The following is a 26,617-nucleotide window of genomic DNA, read 5'->3' as shown; positions in this document are numbered from 1 at the left end:
ATGATTACCGATAAAACTATTAACTTCATGGCGCTGCGCAAGTTCTTCTTTGCCGTCGCCGTGGTGCTGATGATTGGCTCAATCGCCAGCCTGGCGATCAAGCAGCTGAATCTGGGTCTGGATTTCACTGGCGGTGCGCTGGTCGAATTGAACTACACCAGCCCGGCCGATCTGGAAGCTATTCGCGCCACCCTGCGTGAAGAGGGCTGGGATGACGCCATCGTGCAGAACTTTGGTGCATCGACTGATGTGCTGATTCGTCTGGCCAGTGATGATCCGGATTTGGGTAGCCAGATTGCACGGCTAATCCAGAACGAAGACGGTAGCGACGTCAGCATCAAAAGGGTCGAGTTTATCGGCCCTCAGGTAGGCGAGGAGCTGCGCGACAAGGGTGGGCTGGGCATGTTGCTGGCCATGGCCGGTATTCTGCTCTACGTTTCGCTGCGCTTTCAGATGAAGTTTGCGGTCGCGGCGATTGTTGCGCTGGTGCATGACGTGATCTTCACACTGGGCTTTTTCTCTATCCTTGGGCTGTCCTTCGATCTCACGGTGCTGGCCGCATTGTTGGCGGTGATCGGTTATTCGTTGAACGACACTATCGTCGTATTCGACCGGGTGCGAGAGAATCTGCGGATCATGCGCAAGGCTGATCTTGAAGAGATCATCAACGTATCTACCACGCAGACACTGGCACGGACTTTGGCCACCTCCGCCTCTACACTGCTGGTATTGTTGGCGCTGTATTTCTTTGGCGGCGAGAATATCCAGGGCTTCGCGCTGGCGCTGATCGTTGGTGTCGGGGTGGGTACTTATTCCTCGATCTATGTCTCCAACGGTCTGTTGATGACCATGAATCTGACCCGCGAGGATCTGATTCCGCCGCAGATCGAAGAGGCGGTGGACGATCGGCCCTAGGGGTTAGCTGCAGCTTCAAGCTTCAAGCCTCAAGCGGCAAGAGTGTTCAAAACCAATAGCCCGTACTGACACCAGTGCGGGCTTTTTTGTGAGCAATAAAAAGGCCCGCATTGGCAAGTATGCGGGCCTGATCATAACTGCTTGTAGCTTGTAGCTTGTAGCTCTGAAGCGCGTTAGCGCTTCATGACCGGTGTCAGGTGCGGCTGGATCGCGGTCAGTACGGCTTTGAAGCACTTGGGGTTGCCAGCGACTAGATGGCCCTTGTCGAGGAAGTGGTGGCCGCCGGTGAAGTCGCTGACCAGCCCGCCTGCTTCCTGAATCAACAGGCTACCTGCGGCCATATCCCACTCGGCCAGGCCGAATTCCCAGAACGCGTCGTAACGGCCGGCGGCCACGTAGGCCAGGTCCAGGCTGGCTGCGCCGCAGCGGCGGATGCCAGCGGTCTGGCCGACCAGGCTCTTGAACATGCCCATGTAGTTGTCCAGCGATTCGACTTGGTCAGCCCGGAACGGAAAGCCAGTACCCAGCAGCGCGCCATCCAGCGTCTTGCGCGAGCTGACGCGCAGGCGCTTGCCGTTCAGTGCTGCACCGCGACCACGGCTGGCGGTAAATTCTTCCTGCCGGACCGGATCGAGTACCACGGCGTGCTCGATTTTGCCTTTAATGCGGCAGGCAATGCTGACGGCGTAGTGCGGCACGCCGCGCAGAAAGTTGGTGGTGCCATCCAGCGGATCGATAATCCAGACAATGTCTGCACCTTCACCCTGGCCCGGTTGAAAGCCTGATTCCTCGGCGTGAATGCCGTGGTCAGGGAAGGCCTTGCGCAGCTGCGCAATGATGGCTTGTTCCGCAGCACGATCCACTTCGCTGACGTAATCGTTGGCTTCCTTTTCGTTGACGGTCAGAACGTCAAGCCGCTCCACGGAGCGATAGATCAGTTCTCCAGCGGCGCGGGCGGCGCGCAGGGCGATGTTCAACATGGGCTGCATACGGGTGTCTCTGCTTGGGGGATTGTGAAAAGCCGGAAATTGTAGCAGATAAGCCGGCGAACATGAATGCATCATGGTCTTTGCTTCCTGGCTTTTGTAAGATGTTGGGTTCCTCGCCTCAGGGCAGCGCTGTTTTGGGAGTCTTCTGTGCTCGACAATGTACGTGTGGTTCTGGTCAATACCAGTCATCCCGGTAATATCGGTGGCGCAGCGCGGGCCATGAAAAATATGGGTGTCAGCCAGTTGGTACTGGTTGATCCGCGGCGCTTTCCTGATCAGCAGGCGAGCGCGCGTGCGGCCGGCGCTGATGATATTTTGCAGAACGCCCGGGTGGTCGCTACGTTGGAAGAAGCTCTTGCCGACTGCGTGCTGGTGTTGGGCACCAGCGCCCGGGACCGGCGCATACCCTGGCCGGTGGTTGATCCGCGTGAGGCCGCCGACAAGGTGCTCGATCAGCTCGCTGAGCTGCCTGATTGCCAGGTGGCTCTGGTATTTGGCCGTGAAGATGCCGGCCTGACCAGCGAGGAGTTGCAGCGCTGCCAGTTCCACGTGCATATCCCGTCCAATCCGGATTTCAGTTCATTGAATCTGGGAGCGGCGGTGCAGGTGCTCAGCTATGAGTTGCGGATGCAGAGTTTGCAGCGCCAGGGCCAGCCGACCAGCAAGCAAAAGGTCGAAACGGCGAATAGCCAGAACGAAATGCCTGTTACCGGCGATGAGATGGAGCAGTATTTTGTACATTTGCAGCAGGTGCTGGTTGAAATTGACTTCCTTGACCCTCAACAACCAAGACACCTGATGCCGCGGTTGCGTCGCCTTTACGGGCGCATGGGCATCAACCGTATGGAAATGAACATCCTGCGCGGTATTCTGACCCAAACCCAGAAAGCCATCGGTATGAAATCAGCCGGTGAGCGGAGACGTTAAGCATGATCAAGCGCATGAAGGAAGATATCGCCAGCGTATTTCACCGGGACCCGGCTGCGCGCTCGACGCTGGAGGTGCTGTTCTGCTATCCGGGGCTGCACGCGATCTGGCTGCATCGTCTTGCACACTGGCTGTGGCAGCGCAACGCGCGACTGGTCGCGCGCATGGTGTCGAATTTCGCGCGCTGGGCCACCGGTATCGAAATTCACCCGGGCGCGCGTCTGGGGCGGCGATTCTTTATTGATCACGGCATGGGCGTGGTCATTGGCGAAACAGCCGAGATAGGCGATGACGTGACGCTGTACCAGGGTGTCACCCTGGGTGGCACCAGTTGGGACAAGGGCAAACGCCATCCGACCTTGGAGGATGGCGTTGTGGTGGGCGCTGGGGCCAAGGTGCTCGGGCCTTTTATCGTGGGCGCCGGGGCCAAGATCGGCTCCAACGCGGTGGTCACCAAAGCGGTGCCGCCCGGTGCCACTGCAGTAGGTATTCCGGGACGCATCATTCTCAAGGAGACCGACCGCTCTGCAGATGATCAGTGTGCCAAGCGTCAGGCGATGGCTGAAAAGCTGGGCTTTGATGCTTACGGCGTGACCCGGGATATGCCCGACCCGGTCGCCCGCGCGATTGGCCAGATGCTCGATCACCTGCATGCGGTGGATGGGCGGCTGGAAGGCATGTGCAGCGCGTTGAAGGAGCTGGGCAGCGATTATTGCGCCAAGGATCTGCCGACGCTGGATGCGGACGATTTCGAATTGCTCAAGACCGATGCGGCCACTAAAGCCCCGGCCGAATCCACGGACGCCGATCAGGGCGCCGGACGCTGAGGTACTCGCCATGATGCAGCCGATCTATCTGGATTACGCGGCCACTACACCGGTCGACCCCAAGGTTGCGGAGAAGATGCTCGCCTGTCTGACGCTAGACGGAAATTTTGCCAACCCGGCGTCACGTTCCCATGTATACGGTTGGCGGGCAGAGGAAGCGGTGGAGAATGCCCGCCGCCAGGTAGCTGATCTGGTTGGCGCCGATCCGCGCGAGATTATCTGGACCTCCGGCGCGACCGAGTCGGACAACCTGGCGATCAAGGGTGTTGCCCATGCGCGGGCTGCCCGTGGCCGGCACATCATTACCTCGCAAATTGAACACAAAGCGGTACTCGATAGCTGCCACCAGCTGGAGCGCGAAGGCTTCGAGGTGACCTATCTGAAACCCGGTGCTGATGGTGTGATCACGCCTGAGCAGCTTCGGGCTGCGCTGCGCGAAGACACCGTGCTGGTGTCGCTGATGCACGTCAATAATGAAGTTGGCACTATCAACGATATTGCTGTGCTGGGCGCGGTGGCGCATGCCGGCGGCGCTCTGATGCATGTAGATGCAGCGCAATCCACCGGCAAGTTACCGATCGACCTGCGCAACCTGCCGGTGGATCTGATGTCGTTCTGCGCGCACAAGACCTACGGCCCCAAGGGTATAGGAGCACTATTCGTGCGGCGCGACCCGCAGCTCAAGCTAGAGGCGCTGATTCACGGCGGCGGGCATGAGCGCGGCATGCGCTCGGGGACGCTGGCGACGCACCAGATTGTCGGTATGGGTGAATCCTTTGCGCTGGCCGCCCAGTTGATGGAGGCGGACAATCAACGCATTGCACAACTGCGTGATCGGTTGCTGGCGGGGCTGGCCGAGCTGCCGGATGTCAGTCTCAACGGTAGCGCTGAGCAACGTGTCCCGCACAATCTGAATCTGGCGTTCGCCGGGGTGGATGGCGAGCTGCTACTGTTGGCACTCAAAGATCTGGCGTTGTCTTCCGGTTCCGCCTGCAATTCTGCTTCGGTAGAGCCTTCCTTCGTATTGCGCGCGATGGGCGTCCCGGATCCGTTGGCGCACAGTTCGCTGAGGCTGTCGTTGGGTCGCTTCACCACGCAGGACGACATTGATCAGGCCGCGACCATGCTGTGCCAGGTGGTTACCCGTCTGCGTCAGGCGGCCTGAACCCGGGCGCGGATGCGCTCGATCAGGCTTTTGCGTAGCCTGTTATGTATTTGCAACTAACCTGCGTATAATCCGCAGGTTAACAATTCCTTTTTAAACCCTGAATCCACCCCCTGATTTTTCTGGAGAGTTTTTTATGGCTGTAGAACGTACTCTGTCCATCATCAAGCCTGACGCCGTCGCCAAGAACGTTGTCGGCCAAATTATCGGCCGTTTCGAGAAAGCTGGCCTGAGCGTCATCGCTGCGAAGATGGTTCAGCTGTCCCAGTCAGACGCTGAAGGCTTCTACGCCGAGCACAGCGCACGTCCTTTCTTCAAGGATCTGGTCAGCTTCATGACTTCCGGTCCGGTTGTTGTGCAGGTGCTGGAAGGCGAAGGCGCTGTATTGAAAAACCGCGAGCTGATGGGCGCTACCAACCCCAAGGAAGCTGAAGCCGGTACTATCCGCGCCGATTTCGCTGAATCCATCGACGCCAACGCAGTACACGGTTCGGACTCCACCACTTCCGCTGCACGCGAAGTGGCCTACTTCTTTGCTGAAACCGAGCTGTGCCCCCGCGCCTGATCTGTTTCTCGCCACCAACCAAGTGATGTGACCGCTATGACCAATGCAACCGGCAAGATCAATCTGCTGGGACTGACACAGCCGAAAATGGAAGCCTTCTTCGACAGCCTTGGAGAAAAGCGCTTCCGTGCCGGACAGGTCATGAAATGGATCCATCACTTTGGTGTCGACCGCTTTGAAGATATGACCAATGTCGGCAAGGTGTTGCGCGAAAAGCTCGACGCCTGTGCCGAGATTCGGCCGCCGGAAGTGGTCAGTGAAGATATTTCCAAGGATGGCACCCGCAAGTGGGTGATACGTGTTGCCTCCGGCAGTTGCGTAGAAACGGTTTATATTCCGCAGAATGGCCGCGGTACGCTGTGCGTATCCTCTCAGGCTGGCTGCGCGCTGGATTGCAGTTTCTGCTCTACCGGCAAACAAGGTTTCAATAGCGATCTGACCGTAGCCGAAATCATTGGCCAGGTCTGGGTCGCCAACAAGTCTTTTGGCACTATCCCAGCTAAATCCGACCGTGCCATTACCAACGTGGTAATGATGGGGATGGGTGAGCCGCTGTTGAATTTCGATAACGTCGTGGATTCCATGCTGTTGATGATGGACGACCTGGGCTATGGGATCTCCAAGCGCAAGGTCACGCTGTCCACCTCTGGTGTGGTGCCGATGATCGAAAAGCTCGGCGAAATCACCGACGTGGCTTTGGCCCTGTCGCTGCATGCACCGAATAACGAGCTGCGCAATCAGTTGGTGCCGATCAACAAGAAGTACCCGTTGGAAGTCTTGCTGCCTGCCTGCAATCGCTATATCGCGCGTTTGGGTGACAAACGGGTGTTGACGATCGAGTACACCATGCTCAAGGACATCAATGATCAGCCTGAACAGGCCAATGAGATGATCGAGCTGCTGCGCAATACGCCGTGCAAGATCAACCTGATTCCGTTTAACCCCTTTCCGCATTCGGGCTACGAGCGGCCCAGTAACAACAGTATCCGCCGCTTCCAGGACATGCTGCACAAGGCTGGCTATCAGGTGACCGTACGCACCACGCGCGGTGAGGATATCGATGCCGCTTGCGGCCAGTTGGTCGGTCAGGTCATGGACCGCACTCGCCGCAGCGAGCGTTATATCGCCCTACGAGAGCTGAGTGCTGACGAACCTGTGACAGTGCAGCCATTTGTTTCAGAACGATAAGTATCCAAACGGGGATCGATTGTGATGAGAAGAACCAATCTGGCAGTGACGCTTTTGCTCGGCCTGGTGCTGAGTGGCTGTGTTACTACATCGGACCAGCCGCAGCGCGCTAATGATCCGGACGCCGCCAGAGACGCTTATATCCAGTTGGGTTTGGGTTATCTGCAGCAAGGTGAAACCGAGAGCGCCAAGGCGCCGTTAAGCGAAGCATTAAAGATTGATCCGGGTTCTGCGTCGGCCAACATTGCTCTGGCAATGGTATTTCAGCGCGAAGGCGAATATGAATCGGCCGACAAGCATTTTCGAGCTGCGCAAGCCAGTGATCCGAACAACCCGCGGATCCTGAACAACTATGGCGTGTTTTTGCTCAATCAGGAGCGCTACCCGGAAGCACTGGAGGCGTTCCAGAAAGCGTCGCAGGATAACTTTTACGGCGAGCGCTCGCGGGTATTTGAAAACCTGGGTCTTACCTATGCTCGTATGGGCCAGGTAGAGGAAGCCAAGGCCAGCTTTGAGCGCGCGCTCCGGCTGAACAGCCGTCAGCCGCTGGCCTTGCTGGAAATGGCCAAGATCGAATTTACCGCGCAGAACTATGTGCCGGCCTGGGAGTATTATCGGAACTTTACCGAATATTCCGGGCAGGATGCCGAAAGCCTGTGGCTGGGCGTGCGCTTGGCTCGGCGCTTTGAAGATCACAATCGTGCAGCCAGTTATGCCCTGCAATTACGTCGACTTTATCCGGCCAGTGCGCAAGCGCAGGCTCTCGAGGCTTCAGAATAGTTATGACTATAGAAGAGCGTGACACCTTGGTGGAACTGCTCCCCGAGCAGAGCAAACAGAATCCCGGCGCTACGCTGCGTGACCAGCGTGAGAAACAGGGTCTGACCACTGCGGCGGCGGCGGCCACTCTGCGTTTGCCGGAAAAGATCCTGCTGCATCTGGAGGCAGGCCGGTTTGATCAGTTGCCCGGTGATACGTTTGCCCGCGGCTACGTGCGCAGCTATGCGAGCATGCTGGGTCTGGATCCCAATCGTCTGGTGCTTGAGTACGACAGCTATGTGGGTGTGGTGGTGCGCGAGCGTAGCGTCAGTGGTATCGACAAGCTGACCCCGCCGGGCAAAACCGGGCACATGCTGGTTACCTGGTCATCGGTGATTATTGCGCTGATCATTCTCGCATCGGTGCTGGTGTGGTGGTACGACAGCCGGCCGGTGCAGACTCCCGCAGAAGAAGTGGGCGGCTCCGAGCCGTTGATTGACGAAGTAGAGGTTGATGCGCTGGCTCTGCCGGTCAGCATGGAAGAAGACATGCAATTGCAGGCCGAAGCGGCTGCGAATAATGAAGCAACACTAGACGCGCCGTTGGAAGGTGAGCTGAGTGGCGCTGAAGTGTCTGCCGAGCAGGTGCCTCAGAGCACCGAGGGCGAACAGCCCGCGGCGTCGGCTTCCGAACCGGCTGTTACGGAAGCCAGCGAGCCAGTCGCCGCGTCCGCTGCTGATACTGAATCAGCCACAGGCGCTTTGCAGATGCGCTTCACCGGTAACTGCTGGTTGCAAGTAACGGCGGTGGGTGGTCAGGTGTTGCACAGCAGTCTGATGCAGGCGGGGCAGGCGTTGAATATCGATCATGATGGTCCGGTAGATGTGGTCATCGGCGCCGTTGAAACGGTCGAGCAAATTGTTTTCCGGGGTGAGCCGGTGAATATGCAGTCCTACAGCCAGTCGGGCGTGGTCCGGCTGCGTCTGGGCCAGTAAGGGGTAAATCAGCATGCATCAGGAATCTCCCATCAAGCGTCGTATTTCCCGGCAGATTCGCGTCGGCTCGGTGCTGGTAGGCGGCGATGCGCCGATCTCCGTGCAGAGCATGACCAATACTGAAACCTGCGATGTGGCTGCCACTGTCGGGCAGATCAACCAGCTGCAGGCGGTAGGCGCGGACATCGTGCGGGTGTCAGTACCCAGCATGGAGGCTGCCGAGGCTTTCGGCGAGATCCGCAAGCGCGTGACGCTGCCGCTGGTGGCGGACATTCATTTTGACTACAAGATTGCCCTGCGGGTGGCTGATCTGGGGGTTGATTGCCTGCGCATCAATCCCGGCAATATTGGCCGTGAAGACCGCGTGCGAGCGGTAGTGGATGCTGCGCGGCATAACGGCATTCCAATACGTATTGGTGTGAACGCCGGCTCGCTGGAAAAAGATCTGCAGAAAAAATACGGCGAGCCCACCCCCCAGGCGCTGGTGGATTCAGCGCTACGGCATGTGGATTATCTGGACAAGCTGGACTTTCAGGACTTCAAGGTCAGCGTCAAAGCCTCCGACGTGTTCATGGCCGTAGGGGCTTACCGGCTGCTGGCGGCGCAGATCGAGCAGCCGCTGCATCTGGGTATTACCGAAGCCGGTGCGCTGCGTTCGGGTACGGTCAAGTCCGCAGTTGGTCTGGGCATGTTGCTGGCTGAAGGCATTGGCGACACCATTCGCATTTCACTGGCGGCTGACCCGGTGGAAGAGATCAAGGTCGGTTTCGATCTGCTCAAGTCGCTGCATTTGCGTTCGCGCGGCATCAATTTCATTGCTTGCCCCAGTTGCTCACGGCAGAACTTCGACGTGATCAAAACCATGAACGAACTTGAGGCGCGCCTGGAAGATGTGGTCGTGCCCCTGGATGTAGCGGTCATCGGCTGTGTGGTCAATGGCCCCGGCGAAGCCAAAGAGGCCGATATCGGCCTGACTGGCGGTTCGCCAAATAATTTGCTCTATGTCGGTGGCGTCCCGGACCAGAAAGTGGACAATGCCCGCCTGGTGGATACGCTGGAAAAAATGATTCGTGACAAGATTGCTGCCAAGCAGGCGCTGGAAGCCAATACCATCGCCCGTGGCTGATAAAGGAAAGACGCTTTGAAGAACTTGCAAGCCGTGCGCGGCATGAATGACATTCTGCCCGCCGACACCGCCCTTTGGCAGTATTTCGAGCGCAGGGTAGCGCAATTACTGGGCAGCTACGGTTATCAGCAGATCCGCTTGCCGATTGTCGAGTCGACTGAGCTGTTCAAGCGCACCATCGGTGAAGTGACGGATATCGTCGAAAAAGAGATGTACACCTTTGACGACCGCAACGGCGATTCCCTGACACTGCGGCCTGAAGGTACCGCTGGCTGTGTGCGAGCCATGCTCGAGCACGGTCTGCTGGGTGGCGGTGTCAGCCACAAGGTCTGGTACAACGGCCCGATGTTCCGTCACGAGCGGCCGCAGAAAGGGCGCTATCGCCAGTTCAACCAGATTGGTGTGGAAACCTTCAATCTGAGCGGGCCGGATATAGACGCTGAATTGATTTTACTCAGTTGGCGGCTGTGGAAACTGCTGGGCTTGGAGGATGTTGTCAGTCTTCAGCTCAATAGCCTGGGTAGCAGTGCCGATCGTGCTCGCTATCGGGAGGCGCTGGTCAGTTATCTGCGCGAGCGCTATGACCAGTTGGACGAGGATAGCCAGCGCCGGTTGGAAAGCAACCCGCTGCGCGTGCTCGACAGCAAGAATCAGACTACCCAGGCGCTGTTGAGCGACGCGCCAAAGCTGGCCGACTACCTGAATGATGAGGCCCGCGAGCATTTTGCCGGTTTGTGCGCGTTGCTGGATGCGGCCGGCTTACCCTATGAGATCAATCCGCGGCTGGTGCGCGGGCTGGACTACTACGGCCTGACAGTGTTCGAATGGGTGACTGATCAGTTGGGCTCACAAGGCACGGTATGTGCTGGCGGGCGTTATGACGGTCTGGTTGAACAATTGGGCGGCAAGCCGGCCCCGGCAGTGGGGTTCGCGATGGGCATCGAGCGCTTGCTGCTTTTGATCCAGACGCTGGATAAAGTGCCCGCTGAACTGGCCAGACAGGTTGATGTCTATCTCGTGACACTGGGCGCCGGGGCTGACAAGGCTGGCTTCCGCTTGGCGGAACAATTGCGTGATGCGTTGCCGGACATGCGGCTGGTGGTGCACTGCGGTGGTGGTAGCTTCAAGAGCCAGTTCAAGAAAGCCGATAAGTCAGGCGCGTTGTTTGCGTTGATCCTCGGCGAAGATGAAATTGCCGCTCAGCGGGTGGGTATAAAGCCGCTGCGCGTGGAAGGTGAGCAGGAAAATATAGCCTGGCAGGATGTGCCGGCACGTCTAAAACAATTGTTGTAAGCGGTCCAGTACCGTTTTTGCGCAGGCAAGGAGACAAGGGTGAGTTACCAGACAGAAGAAGAACAGGTAGAGAAGATCAAGGAGCTCTGGAACCGCCACGGTATCCCGTTGCTTACCGGTGTGGTTATCGCTCTGGCCGGGGTATTCGGCTGGCAGGGTTGGACCAATTATCAAGATACCAAGGCTGCCAACGCCTCGGCCTTGTATCAGAACATGCTGGAAACGGTTATGGCGGGTGAAGGCGAGGAGGCGCGAGCCCGCAGTGCCGAGCTGGCCGAGCAGATTCGCAGCGAGTATGCCGGTACCCGTTACGCCCAGTTTGCCGGGCTGATGCAGGCCAAGATGGCAGTGGAGGCTGGCGACATGAGCGGTGCCGAGGAGGTTCTGCGCGAGGTCGCCGATGAAGCTGGCGACGAGACGCTGCAGGAAGTGGCTCGTCAGCGCCTGGCCCGTGTGTTGGCCGACCAGGAGCGAGCTGAAGAAGGTTTGGAGCTTTTCTCCGGTGAAGTGAACGGTGCCTTGCTGGCTGGGCGTGAAGAAGTTCGCGGTGATCTGTTGTTGGGCCTGGGACGTGTTGATGAAGCACGTGCGGCTTATACGGCAGCCATGGAGGCGATCGAAGATCCACGTGATCGTCCGCAATTACAGTTGAAGCTCGATGATCTGGCGGAGGAAGCCTAGTGAACCTGAAGTTCCGATATCTTGCCATAGGCCTTGCCGCAGCACTGGCAGTTGGCTGCAGTAGCTCCGGCAAGAAAGAGTTGCCCCCCGCCGAGTTGGAAGACTTTACCGCCGAGCAGGAGCTGGAGCGCAGTTGGGAGCGTAATATTGGCGTGGGTCAGGGCAAGCTCTTTACCCATCTCAGTCCGGTCATTGACGGGTTGACGCTGTATGCCGCGGACGCCAAAGGCCGCGTGGTCTCGATGGACCGCGATACCGGTGAAGTGAACTGGCAGGTCAAGCTGGACGAGCGGCTCTCGGGCGCAGTCGGCGCGGGTGGTGGCCGGGTCATGCTCGGGACTCTGGATGGCGAAGTGATCGTGCTCGCCGAAGCCGATGGCGAAGAACTCTGGCGCGCCCAGGTGTCTAGTGAAGTATTGGCTCCGCCGCAAACCAATGGTGACGTGGTGGTAGTACAAACCCAGGACGACAAGCTGACTGCGCTTGACATCAGTTCCGGAGAGCAGCGCTGGATCTACGAATCCAGCTTGCCCGTACTGACTGTGCGCGGGCATAGCACCCCTGTTGTCAATTTGCGCCGGGTGTATGCCGGCTTGGCCAGTGGCCGTGTGGTCGCTCTGGCTGCCGATACCGGCTTGCCCCTCTGGGAAGAGCGTGTTGCTCAGCCTCAGGGCCGCTCCGAACTTGAGCGCATGGTGGATATCGATGGCGACTTGTTGCTCCAGAACGATGTGTTGTACGTCGTGAGCTTCCAGGGCGTCATGGCTGCGCTGAATGCAGAAACCGGCAGTCAGTTATGGCAGTACCCGGCATCCAGTCATACCGGCATCGCCGAAGGTTTTGGCAGCCTGTATGTGACCCATGCCGATGGCAAGATTGAAGCCGTCGACCGCAACCGCGCTGAGCCCTTGTGGACCAACGAAGACTTGCTGCGGCGCAACCTGACTGCTCCGGTTGCTTTCAGCAGCTTCGTCGCCGTGGCTGACTTTGAAGGCTATGTGCACCTGCTGGCACAAACCGATGGCAGGTTGGTCGCACGCAAACGAGTGGACAGCAAGGGTGTTCGGGCGGCGCCGATTGTTATTGGCGATACGCTCTATGTATACGGCAACAGCGGCGATCTGGTAGCCCTGAAGCTGGAATAAAGTAAAAACGCTATACTGTTTCGGCCGCTGCCCGACTTATCTGGCGCAGCGGCCTTTTTGTTTATTGCGCGGTGATCCGTGCGCGGAGTGATCATGGTTCCTGTTATTGCCCTGGTGGGTCGGCCGAACGTCGGCAAATCCACTCTTTTCAATCGTCTGACCAAAAGTCGTGACGCGATTGTGGCCGACGTGGCCGGCCTGACCCGCGACCGGCAATACGGTGAGGCGAGATGGCAGGGCAAGCCCTATATTCTGGTCGACACCGGCGGTATCACCGGTGAAGAAAGCGGCATCGACATGGAAATGGCCGGACAGTCATTACAGGCGATCGAAGAAGCCGACGCGGTGCTGTTTCTGGTCGATTCGCAAGCGGGCAGAACCGGCGGCGATGAACTGATTGCCGAGCATCTGCGCAAACGCAACAAGCATACTTATCTGATCGCCAACAAGATTGACGGCTCGGATCCGGATTCGATACTTGGTGAGTTCTCCGCGCTGGGCCTCGGAGCGCCTATTGGTATCGCTGCTTCCCACGGCCGCAACATCAATCCGATGCTTGAGCAGGTCATGGGTGAGCACGGTATCGCCGCGCTGATGGCCGAGCGGGCAGTTGAAGGCGAAGATGCCCAGGGTCGTCGCATCGTTGAAGCCATCGGCACCAAGATTGCGGTCATCGGTCGCCCCAACGTAGGCAAGTCGACGCTGGTCAATCGCATGCTGGGTGAAGACCGCGTCATCGTCTTCGATCAGGCCGGCACCACGCGTGACAGTATCTATATTCCCTACGAGCGTCATGAGAAGCCTTATACCCTGATCGATACCGCCGGTGTTCGGCGTCGCGGCAAGGTGTTCGAGGCGGTTGAAAAATTCTCGGTGGTCAAGACCCTGCAGGCGATCCAGGATGCCAACGTGGTGATCTTCGTGGTCGATGCCCGCGACGGGATTGTCGATCAGGATCTGCACCTGCTGGGCTTTGCGCTGGAAGCTGGACGCGCGCTGGTGATCGCGGTGAACAAGTGGGACGGGATGGACGAGCGCGAGAAGGACTACGTCAAGATCGAGCTCAAGCGCCGCCTGTTCTTCGCTGATTTCGCCGATCTGCATTTTATTTCCGCATTGCATGGCAGCGGTGTTGGCCTGCTTTACAAGTCGGTCGACAAGGCGTTCGCCAGCGCCATGACCAAGGTGCCGACCAACCGCATGACGCAGATTCTCGAAGATGCCGTCAGCGAGCACCAGCCACCGATGGTCAACGGCCGTCGGATCAAGATGCGCTATGCGCACCTGGGTGGTTCGAACCCGCCGATCATCATCGTGCACGGCAATCAGTTGGAAAAGGTTCCTGGCTCCTATACGCGCTACCTGGAAAACACCTTCCGCAAGGTGCTGAAGTTGTCAGGTACGCCGATTCGGGTCGAGTACAAGTCAGGTGAGAATCCCTATGAGGATCGCAAGAACACGCTGACCGATCGACAGGTGAACAAGAAGCGCCGGTTGATGAGCCACCACAAGACCGCCGAGAAAAAGCGCCGCGACAAGCGCTGAACCTGGAGTGTAACGCCGCAAGAAAAGGCTGTCGTGTCATTCACGACAGCCTTTTTCTTTAGCGGTATCAGCCGTTCAAGGTCGGATAGTCGGTATAGCCGATTTCAGCTCCGCCGTAGAGGGTGGCTGGGTTGATATTGTTCCACTCGGCTCCGGCTTGGATACGTGCCACCAGATCCGGGTTGGCGATGTAGGGCCGGCCAAAGGCGACCACATCAGCCAGGCCGGAATCAATCGCTTCGGCGCCGCTGCTGGCATCCATGCCGCCGCAAAGAATCAATTGTCCGGTGTATTGCTCACGCAGGGCCTGAAGTAACTCATCGAATCCCTCATAAGTGCCGCCGACCCAGTCAGGCTTGTTGATGTGCAGGTATGCCAATTGGCGGCTGTTCAGCTCCTTGATCAGGTGGCTGAAGGTCTCTAGCGGGTTGGCGTCGTCCACGCCGTTGAATGTACCCATCGGCGAGATGCGGATGCCCACCCGGCCGCTATCGCCTACCGTGCTTACAGCAGCGTCGACTACTTCCAGCACCAGTCGCACGCGATTCTCGACGCTGCCGCCATAGTTATCTGTGCGCTGATTACTGTCTGAGCAGAGAAACTGGTCCAGTAGGTAGCCGTTGGCAGCATGCACTTCGACGCCGTCAAATCCCGCTTCCATGGCGTTACGAGTGCCTTGGGCATAAGCCTCGACGATGCCCGGCAGCTCTTCTGTTGGCAGTGCGCGGGGCATTGACGTGGGTGCTTTATGGTGGCTGCCATCGGCTTCTTGCACATAGCACTCGGCTTTGGCCTGGATCGCCGAGGGCGCTACGGGCGCCGCGCCGTTTGGCTGCAGCAAGGTATGGGAGATACGTCCCACGTGCCATAGCTGCATGAAAATGCGCCCACCCGCTTTGTGTACGGCATCGGTGGTCAGCTTCCAGCCGGCGATCTGCTCGGCACTGTGTACGCCCGGTGTCCAGGCATAGCCCTGACCTTCGGCGCAGATCTGCGTGGCCTCGCTGATAATCAAGCCGGCGTTGGCGCGTTGGGCGTAGTAGATGGCGTTCAGTTGGTGTGGAATGTTACCTGGCTGCTGCGCGCGCTGGCGGGTGAGCGGGGCCATGATGACGCGGTTGGGAAGATCCAGACTGCCCAGGCGTATGGGCTTCAACAATGTGTTGTCAGACATCGACAAATTCCTTTAATGGGCGGGCCAGTGTAAAAACTCCTGGATTCTGCGCCATTATGGGTACGACGTGCTATTTCGCAACTCGGTTATGTATCGGATTGTCGCGGAGTAGGGGCATGGCAGTAGGGATTAGCGCAGGGAAGACGGAGTGTCTTTCCTGCGCTTATACGGCGGATCAAGCGGCCTGTTGGTCGGCCTGTCGCAGGGCTCGGTTCAAGGCGCTGAACAGCGCGCGGAAGCTGGCGGTGGTCAGGTTCTCGTCAATACCGATGCCGTGTAAGGGGCGGCCATTGTCCAGGCGGATCTCGATATAAGCCGCAGCCTTGGCATTGCTACCTGAGCCGATGGCGTGCTCATGGTAATCCATGATCTCCACCTTGACCGGCAAACCGGCGACCAAGGCCTCCAGCGGACCTTTGCCGAGACCGCGCCAATGCTGGGTTTCGCCCTCATTCAGCACCTCAACATCCACCGCGCTGGTGCCATTCTCTTCCTGCAGCCGATGACGAATCAGCGTGTAGGGATCGCTGGCTTGCAGATATTCACGCTCAAGCAGATCGTGAATCTGCTTTGCGCTCATCTCCAGACCCAGCCGGTCGGTTTCGCCCTGAACCACCTGGCTGAATTCTATCTGCATGCGCCGCGGCAGGCTGATGCCGTACTCCTGCTCCAGCAGGTAGGCGATGCCGCCCTTGCCAGACTGGCTATTGACCCGAATGACCGCCTCGTAGCTGCGGCCGATATCCGCAGGGTCGATCGGCAGGTAAGGCACTTCCCACAGGGTGTCGCTTTTCTGCTGGGTGAAGCCCTTGCGAATCGCGTCCTGGTGCGAGCCAGAGAAGGCGGTGTGGACCAGATCCCCGACATAAGGGTGACGGGGGTGAACCGGCAGTTGGTTACACTCCTCGACCACCTTACGCACGGCATCGATATCGGAAAAGTCCAGTTGCGGGTTGATGCCCTGGGTGTACAGATTCAGGGCCAGAGTCACCAGATCCACGTTGCCGGTGCGCTCTCCGTTTCCGAACAGGCAACCTTCGACCCGATCCGCTCCGGCGAGCAGTCCCAGTTCGGTAGCTGCCACCCCGGTACCGCGATCGTTATGCGTGTGCAAACTGATCAATACGCTGTCGCGACGGCTGATGTGGCGGCCGAACCATTCGATCTGATCAGCGTAATGATTAGGGGTAGCTACTTCCACCGTGGCTGGCAGGTTGAGAATAACCTTGTTGTCTGGCGTTGGTTGCCACACATCCAGTACCGCGTCGCAGACTTCGACGGCGAAATCCAGTTCGGTAGAGGTGAAGATCTCTGGTGAGTACTGGAAGGTCCACTGCGTGTCGGGTTGCTGGGCGGCATGTTCCTTGATCAGCTTGGCGGCATTCACGGCAATATCCACCACGCCTTTCTTGTCCTGGTTGAAGACGATGCGCCGGAAGCTCGGGGCGGTAGCGTTATAGACGTGGACGATGGCTTTCTTGGCACCGCGTACCGATTCAAAAGTACGCGCGATCAGGTCGGTGCGGGCCTGGGTCAGCACCTGAATAGTGACATCGTCAGGAATATGGCCTTTTTCGATCAGCGTGCGAACAAAGTCGAAGTCGGTTTGCGATGCCGACGGAAAGGCAACTTCGATCTGTTTGACGCCGATTTTGACCAGAGTCTGGAAAAAGCGCAGTTTGCGTCCGGGATCCATAGGCTCGATCAGCGACTGGTTACCATCGCGCAGGTCAGAGCTGCACCACACCGGAACCTCGGTAAGGGTCTTTGATGGCCAGGTGCGGTCGGGGATGTCGACCGGCTGAAACGCTCTGTATTTGCTGGATGGGTCTTTGAGCATGCTCATGCTGAATATCCTGTACTGATGGCGCCTCGTGAGCGCGTAGGTGCTATAAATAGGGTGTTGTTGCAGTAAAGTTAGTAGTTTGAGTTTTTTATTGCAACACTGATTATTAATTCGCCATTAACTCGCGTAATTTGGATTTATTGCACATATAAATCTATTGTATGCGGCCGAATTGGTGGTTTTTTGCGTGAAGGGCTGTGACCGAATTGTGCGAGGAGTTGCCGCACTCAGCCTGGCAGGGTTGCGAAAGACGCCGTAAATCCGTCCCTGGAGGCTTGGAGATAACGTCCCTGTTATCTACACTTTCTCCACCCTGACAGGCTGAGTGCTATTTCGGGCTTTGGGGTGAGGCTGGGTTGGCTGTCCCAAACCCAACCCGACTTAGATAGCCTTAGTGCATGTATGCGCCAATAAAGATGGCCGGGTCGACCCTGGCGTTGTTCAGGCTGACGTTCCAGTGCAGGTGGGGGCCGGTGGCGCGACCGGTGGCGCCGACCTTGCCCAACACTTCGCCCCGGTCCAGTTCATCACCCACCTCCACGCCGATTGATGACAGATGGCAGAACATACTGACCAGCCCCTGGCCGTGATCGACGAACACGGTTTTGCCGTTGAAGAAGTAGTCCCCGGTCAGAATCACTTTGCCTTCCGCGGGCGACTTGATCGGGGTCCCGCTGGGTGCGGCGAAATCCAGACCCGAGTGCGGGTTGCGCTCCTCGCCGTTAAAAATTCGCCGCAGGCCAAAGGCGCTGGACAGACGACCTTCGACCGGGCGGTCGAGCATCAGGTTGCTCGGCTGTCTGGGGCTGAAAGTTTTATAGGCTGCGATTTGCTGGTCCAGTTCGCGCTGAATTCGCTTGAGGTGTGCCGGGTCAGGTGTAACGTGCTGCTGGTTCTTCAGGGTGATGCGCTGGGCCGGGTACTCGCGGCTGCCGACCTGGAAGTCGAGCTTCTGGCCAGTGTCCAGTTCCAGCTGTTCGGTCCCCGGCTTTACCGTCAGCGGGATGCCGGCGATCGCGATCCAGCGCTGGCCGTCCTCGCGAATGACCAGTACGGATTGGTCCTGGTAGCGCACGCGGGGTGCGCTGTCCTGTTCTGGTAGCGTGACCACAGCTACGCCGCCGGGCACCGGTTTGTTCAACAAGCGGGTAATAAAGCCTTCGGCATGCGCGGGCAGGCTCAGACAGGCCATTATCAGCAAAGCAATAAGGGGTTTCATCTAAAGGTCAATCCAGCAGCGGAAGGGTGTGGGGTTGGTCGAGGTCATCCTCGACCCTGAGTGCAAGGCGGCCGTCGGCCAGGCGTGCTTCGACGCGTTGCCCGGGTTTGGCATCGGCGTGGCTGCGCAGCGCGCGACCCTGCTGGTCGAGCAATATGCTGTAGCCGCGACCGAGCGTGGCCAGCGGACTCACTAGGTGCAGTGTCTGGGCCAGATTGTCCAAACGTTGCCGCCGTTGCTGCATACCCAGGGTCATGGCCCGCGGCAGGCGCTGGTCGAACTGGTCCAGCCGTTGGCGCAACAGCGCGAGGTGCTTGCCCGGGTGCTGCGCTTGGAGGCGAGCCAGCAGGCGCTCATGGCGTTGGCCCAGCAGCGTCAGTTGTTGGCGCAGCGCGCGCTTGAGGCGTAGTTCGAAATCGTCCAGCCGCTGGGCTTGTTGCGCCAGGCGCTCGCCAGGGTGGCGCAGGCGTCGGCGCAGGCTATCCAGGCGCAATTGTTCGCGAGCCAGACGTTCGCGCATGCGCTGATGCAGATGACGGTGCGCGCGCTCCACCTGCTGCAGCATCGCCTGCTGGTCAGGGCTGAGTAACTCAGCCGCTGCGGAAGGTGTGGGTGCGCGCACGTCGGCAACGAAATCGCTGATCGAGACGTCGGTCTCGTGCCCGACCGCGCTGATGGTGGGGGTCTGGCACGCAGCCAACGCCCGGGCGACCATCTCTTCGTTGAACGGCCACAGATCTTCCAGGGAGCCGCCGCCGCGCGCCACTATTAGTGCGTCAAAGCCGGCCCGGTCAGCCTGTTGCAGCGCTTTGACGATCAGCGGCGCCGCCTCACGGCCTTGCACGGGCGTGGGTACGATGACCAGTTCGATAAAGGGCGCGCGGCGACCAAACACGCTGATAATGTCGCGCACCGCCGCGCCGCTGGCTGAGGTAATCACGCCAATGCGTTTGGGATGGGCCGGTAGCGGGCGCTTGCGTTCGGCGGCGAACAGACCTTCATCGGCCAGCTTGGCTTTCAGCGCGTCGAAGGCCTGACGCAGCGCGCCATCGCCGGCGCTTTCCATGCTGTCGACGATCAGTTGGTAGTCGCCACGCCCTTCATACAGGCTCACGCGCCCGCGTACCCGAACTTGCAAGCCGTCACGCATGTCCATGCGCACGCGGCTGGCGTGCTGGCGGAAAAAGGCGCAGCGGATCTGCGCTTTACTGTCCTTCAAGCTGAAATACAGGTGCCCGGAGGAGGGCTTGGCCAGATTGGAGAGTTCGCCCTCAACCCAGATTTGCGGAAAGACATCTTCCAGCAGGCTGCGGGCGCGGGCGTTGAGCTGGCTGACGCTGAGCACGTCGCGCTCGGCTGTCAGGCGTTTAAATAGGGTGTCATCGGTCATGCGCCCATCTTAGCCTGCCTGGCGCTCTCAGAGAATAATTCCGTTGCAGGGTTGATAGCGATTGAGGCTGATGCCGGTGATAGGTATAATGCCCTGCTTCCATTTTCCCGCTCGGGAGCCCTGCTATGCTACGTGTAAGCCAAGAAGCCCTTACCTTTGATGATGTTCTGCTCGTGCCCGGATATTCCGAGGTCATGCCCAAGGACGTCAGCCTCAAGTCCCGGCTCACCCGGCGCATCGAACTTAATATCCCCCTGTTGTCCGCCGCCATGGACACCGTTACCGAAGCCCGCCTGGCCATCGCCATGGCGCAGGAAGGTGGCATGGGGATCATTCACAAGAATATGACCGTCGAGCAGCAGGCTGCCGAAGTTCGCAAGGTGAAGAAGTTTGAATCCGGTGTGGTCAAGGATCCGATCACTATCGATGCCGATGCGACTGTCGGCGAGTTGGTCGAGCTGACCCGCGTTAACAATATTTCCGGCGTGCCGGTTCTTTCCGGTGGCGAACTGGTCGGTATCGTGACCGCGCGGGATGTGCGTTTTGAAATCCGCATGAATGCCAAGGTGCGTGAAGTCATGACCAGCAAAGAGAAGCTGGTTACCGTCAAGGAAGGCGTGAGTGCAGGTGCGGTGCGCGAGCTGCTGCATCGCCACCGGATCGAGAAAGTGCTGATCGTTGATGACAACTTCGGCCTCAAGGGCATGATGACCGTCAAGGATATCGAAAAAGCCCGTGCATACCCGAACGCGACCAAGGATGACCAGGGTCGCCTGTTGGTCGGTGCTGCGGTAGGTACCGGTGTCGATACACCCGAGCGGATTGCTGCGTTGGCCGCTGCCGGTGTCGATGTGGTGGTAGTCGATACCGCGCATGGTCATTCGCGCGGCGTGATCGAGCGGGTGCGCTGGGTCAAGGAAAACTATCCGGGTATTCAGGTGGTCGGCGGCAATATTGCGACGGCGGAAGCGGCATTGGCACTGGCTGAAGCTGGCGCTGACGCGGTCAAGGTCGGTATTGGTCCCGGCTCCATCTGTACTACCCGTATTGTGGCGGGTGTGGGCGTGCCGCAGATATCGGCGATTGCCGATGTGGCAACGGCGCTCAAGGGTATGGACATACCCGTGATCGCCGACGGTGGTATCCGCTTCTCCGGTGATCTGGCCAAGGCGATCGCTGCTGGCGCATCGGTAGTGATGATGGGTTCCATGTTCGCTGGTACCGAAGAGGCGCCGGGTGAAGTTGAGCTGTTCCAGGGCCGTTCCTACAAAGCCTACCGCGGTATGGGCTCGATGGGAGCCATGGCGCAAACCCAGGGTTCATCTGATCGCTACTTCCAGGATTCCAGTGCCGGTGCCGAGAAGCTGGTACCTGAAGGTATCGAAGGGCGCGTGCCTTACAAGGGTTCACTGGCTGCGATTATCCACCAGTTGATGGGTGGCCTGCGGGCGTCCATGGGCTATACCGGCAGCAGCGATATTCTGGAAATGCGTACCAAGCCGCAGTTCGTACGTATCACCAGCGCTGGCATGAGCGAGTCCCATGTGCACGATGTGCAGATCACCAAGGAATCGCCGAACTACCGCGTCGGTTGATACCAGAATGTCTCAGGCGCTGGAGGCCTGACGCTGAAGCCGGACGCCATTGCGCCGGCTTCAGATTTTCTGCTTCCAGCTTTCAGCTTCAAGCTCTTTCCGAAGGAAAGCCCCATGCTCCATCAAGACATCCATGCTCACCGCATCCTGATTCTGGATTTCGGTTCCCAGTACACCCAGCTGATTGCCCGCCGAGTGCGCGAAATCGGCGTTTACTGTGAGATTCGTGCCTGGGATATGGACGAGGCGGAGATCAGCGCCTTTGCCCCCAAGGGCATCATTCTGGCGGGTGGCCCTGAGTCGGTACCGCAGGCAGGCTCGCCCCGAGCGCCAGGGATCGTTTATGAGCTGGGCGTGCCGGTACTGGGTATTTGCTACGGCATGCAGACCATGGCCGAGCAGTTGGGCGGTCAGGTGCAGGGTTCGGAAAAGCACGAGTTTGGTTATGCGCGGGTAGATATCGTCGGCAAGAGCAGCTTTCTCTCCGGGATCGAAGATCATATCGACGACGACGGTCTGCTCAGCCTGGATGTCTGGATGAGCCATGGCGACAAGGTCATCGAGCTGCCAGAGGGCTTTCATATTCTGGCCAGCACACCCAGCTGCGCGATCGCCGCAATGGGCGATGAAAGCCGCCATTTCTATGGCGTGCAGTTCCACCCGGAAGTCACGCACACCCGCCAGGGCCAACGCATTCTTTCACGTTTTATCCTGGAACTGTGCGGTTGTGATGCGCTGTGGACGGCCTCCAACATTGTGGAAGATGCGGTGGCCAATGTGCGTGCTCAGGTCGGTGAGGCCAACGTTCTGCTCGGCCTGTCTGGCGGCGTGGATTCTTCCGTGGTGGCGGCGCTGTTGCACGAGGCAATTGGCGAGCAACTGACCTGTGTGTTTGTCGATAACGGTCTGCTGCGCTTGCACGAGGGCGAGCAGGTAATGGCCATGTTCGCCGAGAACATGGGCGTCAAGGTGATCCGCGTCAACGCCGAAGACAAGTTCCTGTCGCGCCTGCTCGGCGTGACTGACCCGGAAGAGAAGCGCAAGATTATCGGCCGCACCTTTATCGAAGTGTTCGATGAAGAAGCGACCAAGCTCAAGGGCGTGAAGTACCTGGCTCAGGGCACTATCTACCCGGATGTGATCGAGTCGGCCGGTTCCAAGAATGGCAAGGCGCACGTGATCAAGTCGCACCACAATGTCGGTGGCTTGCCAGACGATATGGCCTTCGAGCTGGTTGAGCCGTTGCGTGAACTGTTCAAGGATGAAGTGCGCAAGATTGGTCTGGAGCTGGGCCTGCCCTATGACATGGTCTACCGCCATCCCTTCCCCGGCCCGGGTCTGGGCGTGCGCATTCTGGCGGAAGTTCGCAAGGAATATGCCGATATTCTGCGCCGCGCGGATTACATTTTTATCGAAGAGCTGCGCAAGGCCGACCTTTACCAGAAGGTTAGCCAGGCCTTTGCCGTGTTCCTGCCGGTCAAATCGGTGGGTGTGGTCGGCGACGGCCGCCGCTACGAGTGGGTCATTGCCCTGCGTGCAGTGGAAACCATCGATTTCATGACCGCGCGCTGGGCGCATTTGCCCTACGAGTTTCTTGAGACGGTGTCCAACCGCATCATCAACGAGATTACCGGTGTATCGCGGGTCACGTACGATATTTCCAGCAAGCCGCCTGCGACCATTGAGTGGGAATGAGGCTATAAACGCGTAATAAAAAACCGCCAGTACGGCGGTTTTTTATTGCGCGGAATATTACTTCGCTTCGTAGCCCTTCAGGCTATCGGCGGTCCATTGGATCAGCTGCTCGGCCAGATCATCGGCCGCCAATTTAAGCGCCACTACGACGCCGGGTGCCTGCGGGTTGTCCAGCGGCTGCTCGACCAGAAAGCGCCTGGCAGCGAGGACTTCGCGCGAGTTGGGGTTGACCAGCCTGGCATCCAGCTCAATGACCGCCACAGGCTGCAAGCCTTCATAGCGTACCTGGAACTGCTGCAGGTCGCCGCCCAGGTGCACGTCGGCGTGTAGCGCATGTTCGTCAGTGCTGACGCGTGCAGGTGAGCCTTGCTGGGTAAAAGCTTTGGCCAGGTGTTCGCGCAGTACGACCGGCACCGGGTCAGTCCAGCGCGCGCCCTTGTAGCTGCTCACCCGATTGCCGTCGGGCTTGACCAGCATCCGCGGGGTGCTCAGGGCGAAGCCGGTGCGCGGGGTGTTGATGCGCAATGTGGGTAAACTCTGGCCAGCGGCTGAAGGCTGCATCTGCGGCGCGGGCAGTTGGTAGACCGACAGCGGCTCCGACTCAGGCAAGATGGTGCAGGCGGATAGCCAGAGCGCAGCAAGGGCTAACATCGTAGTACGGGTCATGGTGTGTCGCTTGATCACGGCTCAAATTCCTCGATGCTGTCGCGGCCCAGTAGAAAGCGGGCCGGATTGTCTTCCAGACGACGGGTGAGACTGCGCAACGCACCTAGGCTGCCGCGTAGCTCGTTGATAGCCGGTTCCAATTGGCCGAGCCCCTGCATGCCGCTGGCAAAGGCCTCGCTATTTTCAGTGAGCATTTCTTCGAGCACTGCGCTGGTCCGAGCGATAGAGGCCAGTGCCTGTTCGGCGCCATCCAGGGTGCGGGTGCCCTGATCATTGAGCAGGCTGTCGGCGCTGGCCATCAATTGGTTGGTCTGCTCCAATGTTTCGCCAGCCTGGCGGCTGACAATCGTCAGTTCGTCGATCAGCAAGGCCAGATCATCGCCCTGATTGGCCATGGTCGTGGTCGCTCTCTCGATGGACTCCATGGTGCGCGTAAAGCTTTTAACGTTGTCTTTGGAGAGAATGCTCCGCGCGCTGGACATGAGCTGGTTGATATTGGTCATCAGATCCTCGCCGTCCGCGAGGAGCGCCGAGATGGGCGAGGGTGAGGCAACGATGATTGGATCCAGACCGTTCTTGCCCTCCAGCAACGGGCTGGATGGTTGGCCGTGGCTCAGTTCAATTACCGAGTTGCCGGTGATTCCGGTGAAGGACAGTTTGGCGCGGGTGTCTTCCTTGATCGGAATGTCCGCTTCCACGCGAATGCGCGCCAGGACCCGTCGGGGGTCTTCCGGATCCAGGCTCAAGGAGTTGATGTCACCAATCTTGATCCCGCTATATTGAACGGCACTGCCGCGGGACAGGCCAGTCACGGCCTGATTGAAGACCACGGTATAGTTCTTGAATTCCCTGCTGGTGCTGGTATTGCTTAGCCATATGGCAAAGAACATCGCAGCGGCTGCGGCGATCAGGGTGAACAGGCCGATCAAAACGTGATGGGCTCGGGTTTCCATTAGCGGCTGGACTCCAACTGGTGTTGACGATTGACGGCTTCAGCCGCAGCGCGGCCGCGGGGGCCATGAAAGTACTCCTGGATCCACTGGTTCTCGGTAGCAGCGACATTCTCCAGCGTGTCAGCTACCAGCACCCGGCGATCTGACAATACGGCTATGCGGTCGCAGATAGCATACAAGGTATCCAGATCATGGGTGACCAGGAACACCGTCAGGCCCATGGCGTCGCGCAAGGTCTTGATCAGATCGTCAAAGGCCGCCGCGCCGATCGGGTCCAGGCCAGCAGTGGGTTCATCCAGAAACAGGATATCCGGATCCAGCGCCAGGGCGCGGGCAAGCGCGGCGCGCTTGACCATACCGCCTGACAGCTCGGATGGGTATTTATCGCCGGCCAGGGCCGGGAGACCGGCCAATGCCAGTTTCATTTTAGCCAGGTGCTCGGCGTCTTCTCGGCTGAGGCCGGTGTGTTCGATCAATGGCAGGGCGATGTTCTCCGCCACCGTCAATGACGAGAACAAAGCGCCGCGTTGAAAAAGTACCCCGAAGCGTCGCTCGTACTTTGTGCGTTCTTCCTCGCTGAGTGCCTGCAGGTCTTCACCAAACAGCCGGACGCTGCCTGCGTCCGGACGGTGAAGGCCGACTATGGAGCGCAGCAGTACCGACTTGCCGGTGCCTGAGCCGCCTACCACGCCGAGTATCTCGCCTTTATAGATATCCAGATCGAGGTTTTCATGAACCGTTTGTGTGCCGAAACGATTCAGTAAACCGCTGACCTGAACCAGCGGTGCGGTGGCTTGGTTCCTGGTACTCACCAGCCCATCTCCATATAGAACATCGCTGCCATCGCATCGACCAGAATGACCACGAATATCGACTGCACCACACTGGACGTGGTGTGCTCACCTACCGATTCGGCGCTGCCGCTGACCTTGAGGCCTTCCAGGCAACCAATGATGGCAATCAACAGGGCAAACACCGGCGCCTTGGCTATGCCAAGGATAAAGTGCCGAGCGTCGACATTCTGTTGCAACATGCTGAGAAACATTGTGGGTGATATATCCAGCGCCAGGGCGCAAACCAGTGCGCCGCCGAACAGGCCGGACAGCATCGCCACCAATGTCAGAATCGGCAAGGCAATCAGCATCGCCAGGACTCTGGGTAACACCAGAATCTCCATCGGGTTCAGGCCCAACGCGCGTATCGCATCGATTTCTTCATTGGCCTTCATCGAGCCAATTTGCGCGGTAAAGGCGCTGGCAGTTCTACCGGCCATCAGAATCGCGGTGAGCAGCACGGCGAATTCACGCAGAAAGGAAAAAGCGACCAGGTCGACTGTATAGATACTGGCACCGAAACTGCTTAGTACTGTGGCCCCGAGGAAGGCGATCACCGCTCCGACCATAAAGGTTAGCAGGGCAACAATGGGCACGGCGTTCAGCGCGGTTTGTTCTATCTGGGCGACCACCGCCGTCATGCGCCAGCTACGCGGGCGCAAAACATTGGCTGCGAGGCTGGCCAGTGTCAGACCGGTAAAGCCGAGCAACTCTACCAAATGCCCCCAGAAAACAGCGGTAGCCTTGCCGGTGCGTTCCAGCAGCTCGATCAGCAGCGAGCTGCCGCGCGGGCTTTGCGGCTCTTCACTATCCAGGCTCTGCGCCACACGTCGCAGCAATACACGACGTTCTTCGGGCAGTTGACCAGGTTGTTCGGTCAACTTTTCCAGTTGCGCCGGCCCCAGCAACTCCGCGAGCAATTGAGCTCCGGCGGTATCCAGCTTGTTCAACTGATCCATTTGCACATCGGTGACCGCGCAGGCGTGCTCTTGAGCTGCCGCGGTCAAGCGCCGCAAATGGCTGTAATGCGCAAGTAACCAGTCGCCCGAAATGACCAGCAAACCGGGTTTGTCGTTGGAGAAGGAAAAAAATGGGTTTTGGTCAGTGACCGGCATGCTGGATGTTA

Annotated in this window: 24 protein-coding genes; 15 read left to right on the top strand and 9 right to left on the bottom strand. The window is 58.8% G+C overall.

All coding sequences use genetic code 11. The annotated features are described in order from the left end of the window. Complete coding sequence (gene secF, locus EAO82_RS18325; RefSeq protein ID WP_096345223.1) at positions 1–915, top strand: protein translocase subunit SecF; 915 nt, start codon at positions 1–3, stop codon at positions 913–915. Between the two features lie 173 nt (positions 916–1,088). Here the strand turns inward: secF and EAO82_RS18320 are convergent, their stop codons facing one another. Further along, positions 1,089–1,904: an inositol monophosphatase family protein gene (locus tag EAO82_RS18320; RefSeq protein ID WP_096345222.1), complete on the bottom strand. Its 816-nt coding sequence runs from the start codon at positions 1,902–1,904 to the stop codon at positions 1,089–1,091. 147 nt (positions 1,905–2,051) lie between these two features. Here EAO82_RS18320 and EAO82_RS18315 point away from each other — a divergent pair, with 147 nt between their 5' ends. From EAO82_RS18315 to der, 12 genes are all read left to right on the top strand, one after another. Further along, complete coding sequence (locus EAO82_RS18315) at positions 2,052–2,831, top strand: RNA methyltransferase (protein WP_096345221.1); 780 nt, start codon at positions 2,052–2,054, stop codon at positions 2,829–2,831. Positions 2,832–2,833: 2 nt separating this feature from the next. After that, positions 2,834–3,658: a serine O-acetyltransferase gene (gene cysE / locus EAO82_RS18310; RefSeq protein ID WP_096345220.1), complete on the top strand. Its 825-nt coding sequence runs from the start codon at positions 2,834–2,836 to the stop codon at positions 3,656–3,658. Between the two features lie 10 nt (positions 3,659–3,668). Next, positions 3,669–4,823 carry an IscS subfamily cysteine desulfurase gene (locus tag EAO82_RS18305; RefSeq protein ID WP_096345219.1) on the top strand — a complete coding sequence of 385 codons (1,155 nt, stop codon included), beginning with the start codon at positions 3,669–3,671 and terminating at the stop codon, positions 4,821–4,823. Positions 4,824–4,959: 136 nt separating this feature from the next. After that, entirely contained in the window at positions 4,960–5,388 is a 429-nt protein-coding gene (gene ndk / locus EAO82_RS18300) for a nucleoside-diphosphate kinase (protein WP_096345218.1), read from the top strand. A 36-nt stretch (positions 5,389–5,424) separates the two neighbouring features. Beyond that, positions 5,425–6,576, top strand: a complete 1,152-nt coding sequence (rlmN, locus tag EAO82_RS18295) for a 23S rRNA (adenine(2503)-C(2))-methyltransferase RlmN (RefSeq protein WP_096345217.1) — start codon at positions 5,425–5,427, stop codon at positions 6,574–6,576. 24 nt (positions 6,577–6,600) lie between these two features. After that, the gene (pilW, locus tag EAO82_RS18290) at positions 6,601–7,356 is read left to right on the top strand and encodes a type IV pilus biogenesis/stability protein PilW (protein WP_096345216.1); all 756 of its coding nucleotides are present in this window, start codon (positions 6,601–6,603) and stop codon (positions 7,354–7,356) included. Between the two features lie 2 nt (positions 7,357–7,358). Next, on the top strand, positions 7,359–8,330 hold the full coding sequence (locus EAO82_RS18285; RefSeq protein ID WP_096345215.1) for a RodZ domain-containing protein: 972 nt from the start codon (positions 7,359–7,361) through the stop codon (positions 8,328–8,330). 7 nt (positions 8,331–8,337) lie between these two features. Then, a complete protein-coding gene (gene ispG / locus EAO82_RS18280; RefSeq protein WP_174959177.1) occupies positions 8,338–9,456 on the top strand; it encodes a flavodoxin-dependent (E)-4-hydroxy-3-methylbut-2-enyl-diphosphate synthase in 1,119 nt (372 codons plus the stop codon). A 15-nt stretch (positions 9,457–9,471) separates the two neighbouring features. Further along, complete coding sequence (hisS, locus tag EAO82_RS18275; RefSeq protein ID WP_321540954.1) at positions 9,472–10,749, top strand: histidine--tRNA ligase; 1,278 nt, start codon at positions 9,472–9,474, stop codon at positions 10,747–10,749. Positions 10,750–10,788: 39 nt separating this feature from the next. Beyond that, positions 10,789–11,430, top strand: a complete 642-nt coding sequence (locus EAO82_RS18270) for a YfgM family protein (protein ID WP_096345213.1) — start codon at positions 10,789–10,791, stop codon at positions 11,428–11,430. A 5-nt stretch (positions 11,431–11,435) separates the two neighbouring features. Further along, positions 11,436–12,575 carry an outer membrane protein assembly factor BamB gene (gene bamB / locus EAO82_RS18265; RefSeq protein ID WP_096345285.1) on the top strand — a complete coding sequence of 380 codons (1,140 nt, stop codon included), beginning with the start codon at positions 11,436–11,438 and terminating at the stop codon, positions 12,573–12,575. 93 nt (positions 12,576–12,668) lie between these two features. Next, positions 12,669–14,120: a ribosome biogenesis GTPase Der gene (der, locus tag EAO82_RS18260; protein ID WP_096345212.1), complete on the top strand. Its 1,452-nt coding sequence runs from the start codon at positions 12,669–12,671 to the stop codon at positions 14,118–14,120. Positions 14,121–14,187: 67 nt separating this feature from the next. Here der and EAO82_RS18255 read toward each other — a convergent pair whose 3' ends face one another. The 4 genes from EAO82_RS18255 to xseA all read right to left on the bottom strand — a co-directional run bounded on the left by EAO82_RS18255 (position 14,188) and on the right by xseA (position 19,749). Continuing rightward, on the bottom strand, positions 14,188–15,294 hold the full coding sequence (locus EAO82_RS18255) for an alkene reductase (RefSeq protein ID WP_096345211.1): 1,107 nt from the start codon (positions 15,292–15,294) through the stop codon (positions 14,188–14,190). A gap of 175 nt (positions 15,295–15,469) precedes the next feature. Beyond that, positions 15,470–17,140: a 2-isopropylmalate synthase gene (gene leuA, locus EAO82_RS18250; protein WP_096345210.1), complete on the bottom strand. Its 1,671-nt coding sequence runs from the start codon at positions 17,138–17,140 to the stop codon at positions 15,470–15,472. A gap of 391 nt (positions 17,141–17,531) precedes the next feature. After that, positions 17,532–18,359: a peptidoglycan DD-metalloendopeptidase family protein gene (locus EAO82_RS18245; RefSeq protein ID WP_096345209.1), complete on the bottom strand. Its 828-nt coding sequence runs from the start codon at positions 18,357–18,359 to the stop codon at positions 17,532–17,534. Positions 18,360–18,366: 7 nt separating this feature from the next. After that, positions 18,367–19,749 carry an exodeoxyribonuclease VII large subunit gene (gene xseA / locus EAO82_RS18240; RefSeq protein WP_096345208.1) on the bottom strand — a complete coding sequence of 461 codons (1,383 nt, stop codon included), beginning with the start codon at positions 19,747–19,749 and terminating at the stop codon, positions 18,367–18,369. A gap of 125 nt (positions 19,750–19,874) precedes the next feature. Between xseA and guaB the strand changes: the two genes are divergently transcribed. Beyond that, positions 19,875–21,344 (top strand): IMP dehydrogenase, encoded by a 1,470-nt coding sequence (gene guaB, locus EAO82_RS18235; RefSeq protein WP_096345207.1) that lies wholly within the window; start codon positions 19,875–19,877, stop codon positions 21,342–21,344. 114 nt (positions 21,345–21,458) lie between these two features. Then, positions 21,459–23,039: a glutamine-hydrolyzing GMP synthase gene (guaA, locus tag EAO82_RS18230; RefSeq protein WP_096345206.1), complete on the top strand. Its 1,581-nt coding sequence runs from the start codon at positions 21,459–21,461 to the stop codon at positions 23,037–23,039. Between the two features lie 57 nt (positions 23,040–23,096). On the opposite strand, the gene EAO82_RS18225 is transcribed toward guaA, so the two are convergent. From EAO82_RS18225 to EAO82_RS18210, 4 genes are read right to left on the bottom strand one after another with little or no spacing between them, the layout of a single operon-like run. Next, on the bottom strand, positions 23,097–23,705 hold the full coding sequence (locus tag EAO82_RS18225; protein WP_153274300.1) for an ABC-type transport auxiliary lipoprotein family protein: 609 nt from the start codon (positions 23,703–23,705) through the stop codon (positions 23,097–23,099). Positions 23,706–23,719: 14 nt separating this feature from the next. After that, positions 23,720–24,658, bottom strand: a complete 939-nt coding sequence (locus tag EAO82_RS18220; protein ID WP_096345204.1) for an MlaD family protein — start codon at positions 24,656–24,658, stop codon at positions 23,720–23,722. Further along, entirely contained in the window at positions 24,658–25,440 is a 783-nt protein-coding gene (locus EAO82_RS18215) for an ABC transporter ATP-binding protein (protein WP_096345284.1), read from the bottom strand. Before EAO82_RS18215 ends, EAO82_RS18220 begins: the two co-directional genes overlap by 1 nt. Before the next feature lie 26 nt (positions 25,441–25,466). After that, positions 25,467–26,606: an MlaE family ABC transporter permease gene (locus tag EAO82_RS18210; RefSeq protein ID WP_096345203.1), complete on the bottom strand. Its 1,140-nt coding sequence runs from the start codon at positions 26,604–26,606 to the stop codon at positions 25,467–25,469. Positions 26,607–26,617: the final 11 nt, after the last annotated feature.

Source organism: Halopseudomonas pelagia (assembly GCF_009497895.1).
Classification (GTDB): domain Bacteria; phylum Pseudomonadota; class Gammaproteobacteria; order Pseudomonadales; family Pseudomonadaceae; genus Halopseudomonas; species Halopseudomonas pelagia_A.
Note: the sequence above shows the minus strand (reverse complement) of the source record. Positions and strands in the feature narration are given on the sequence as shown.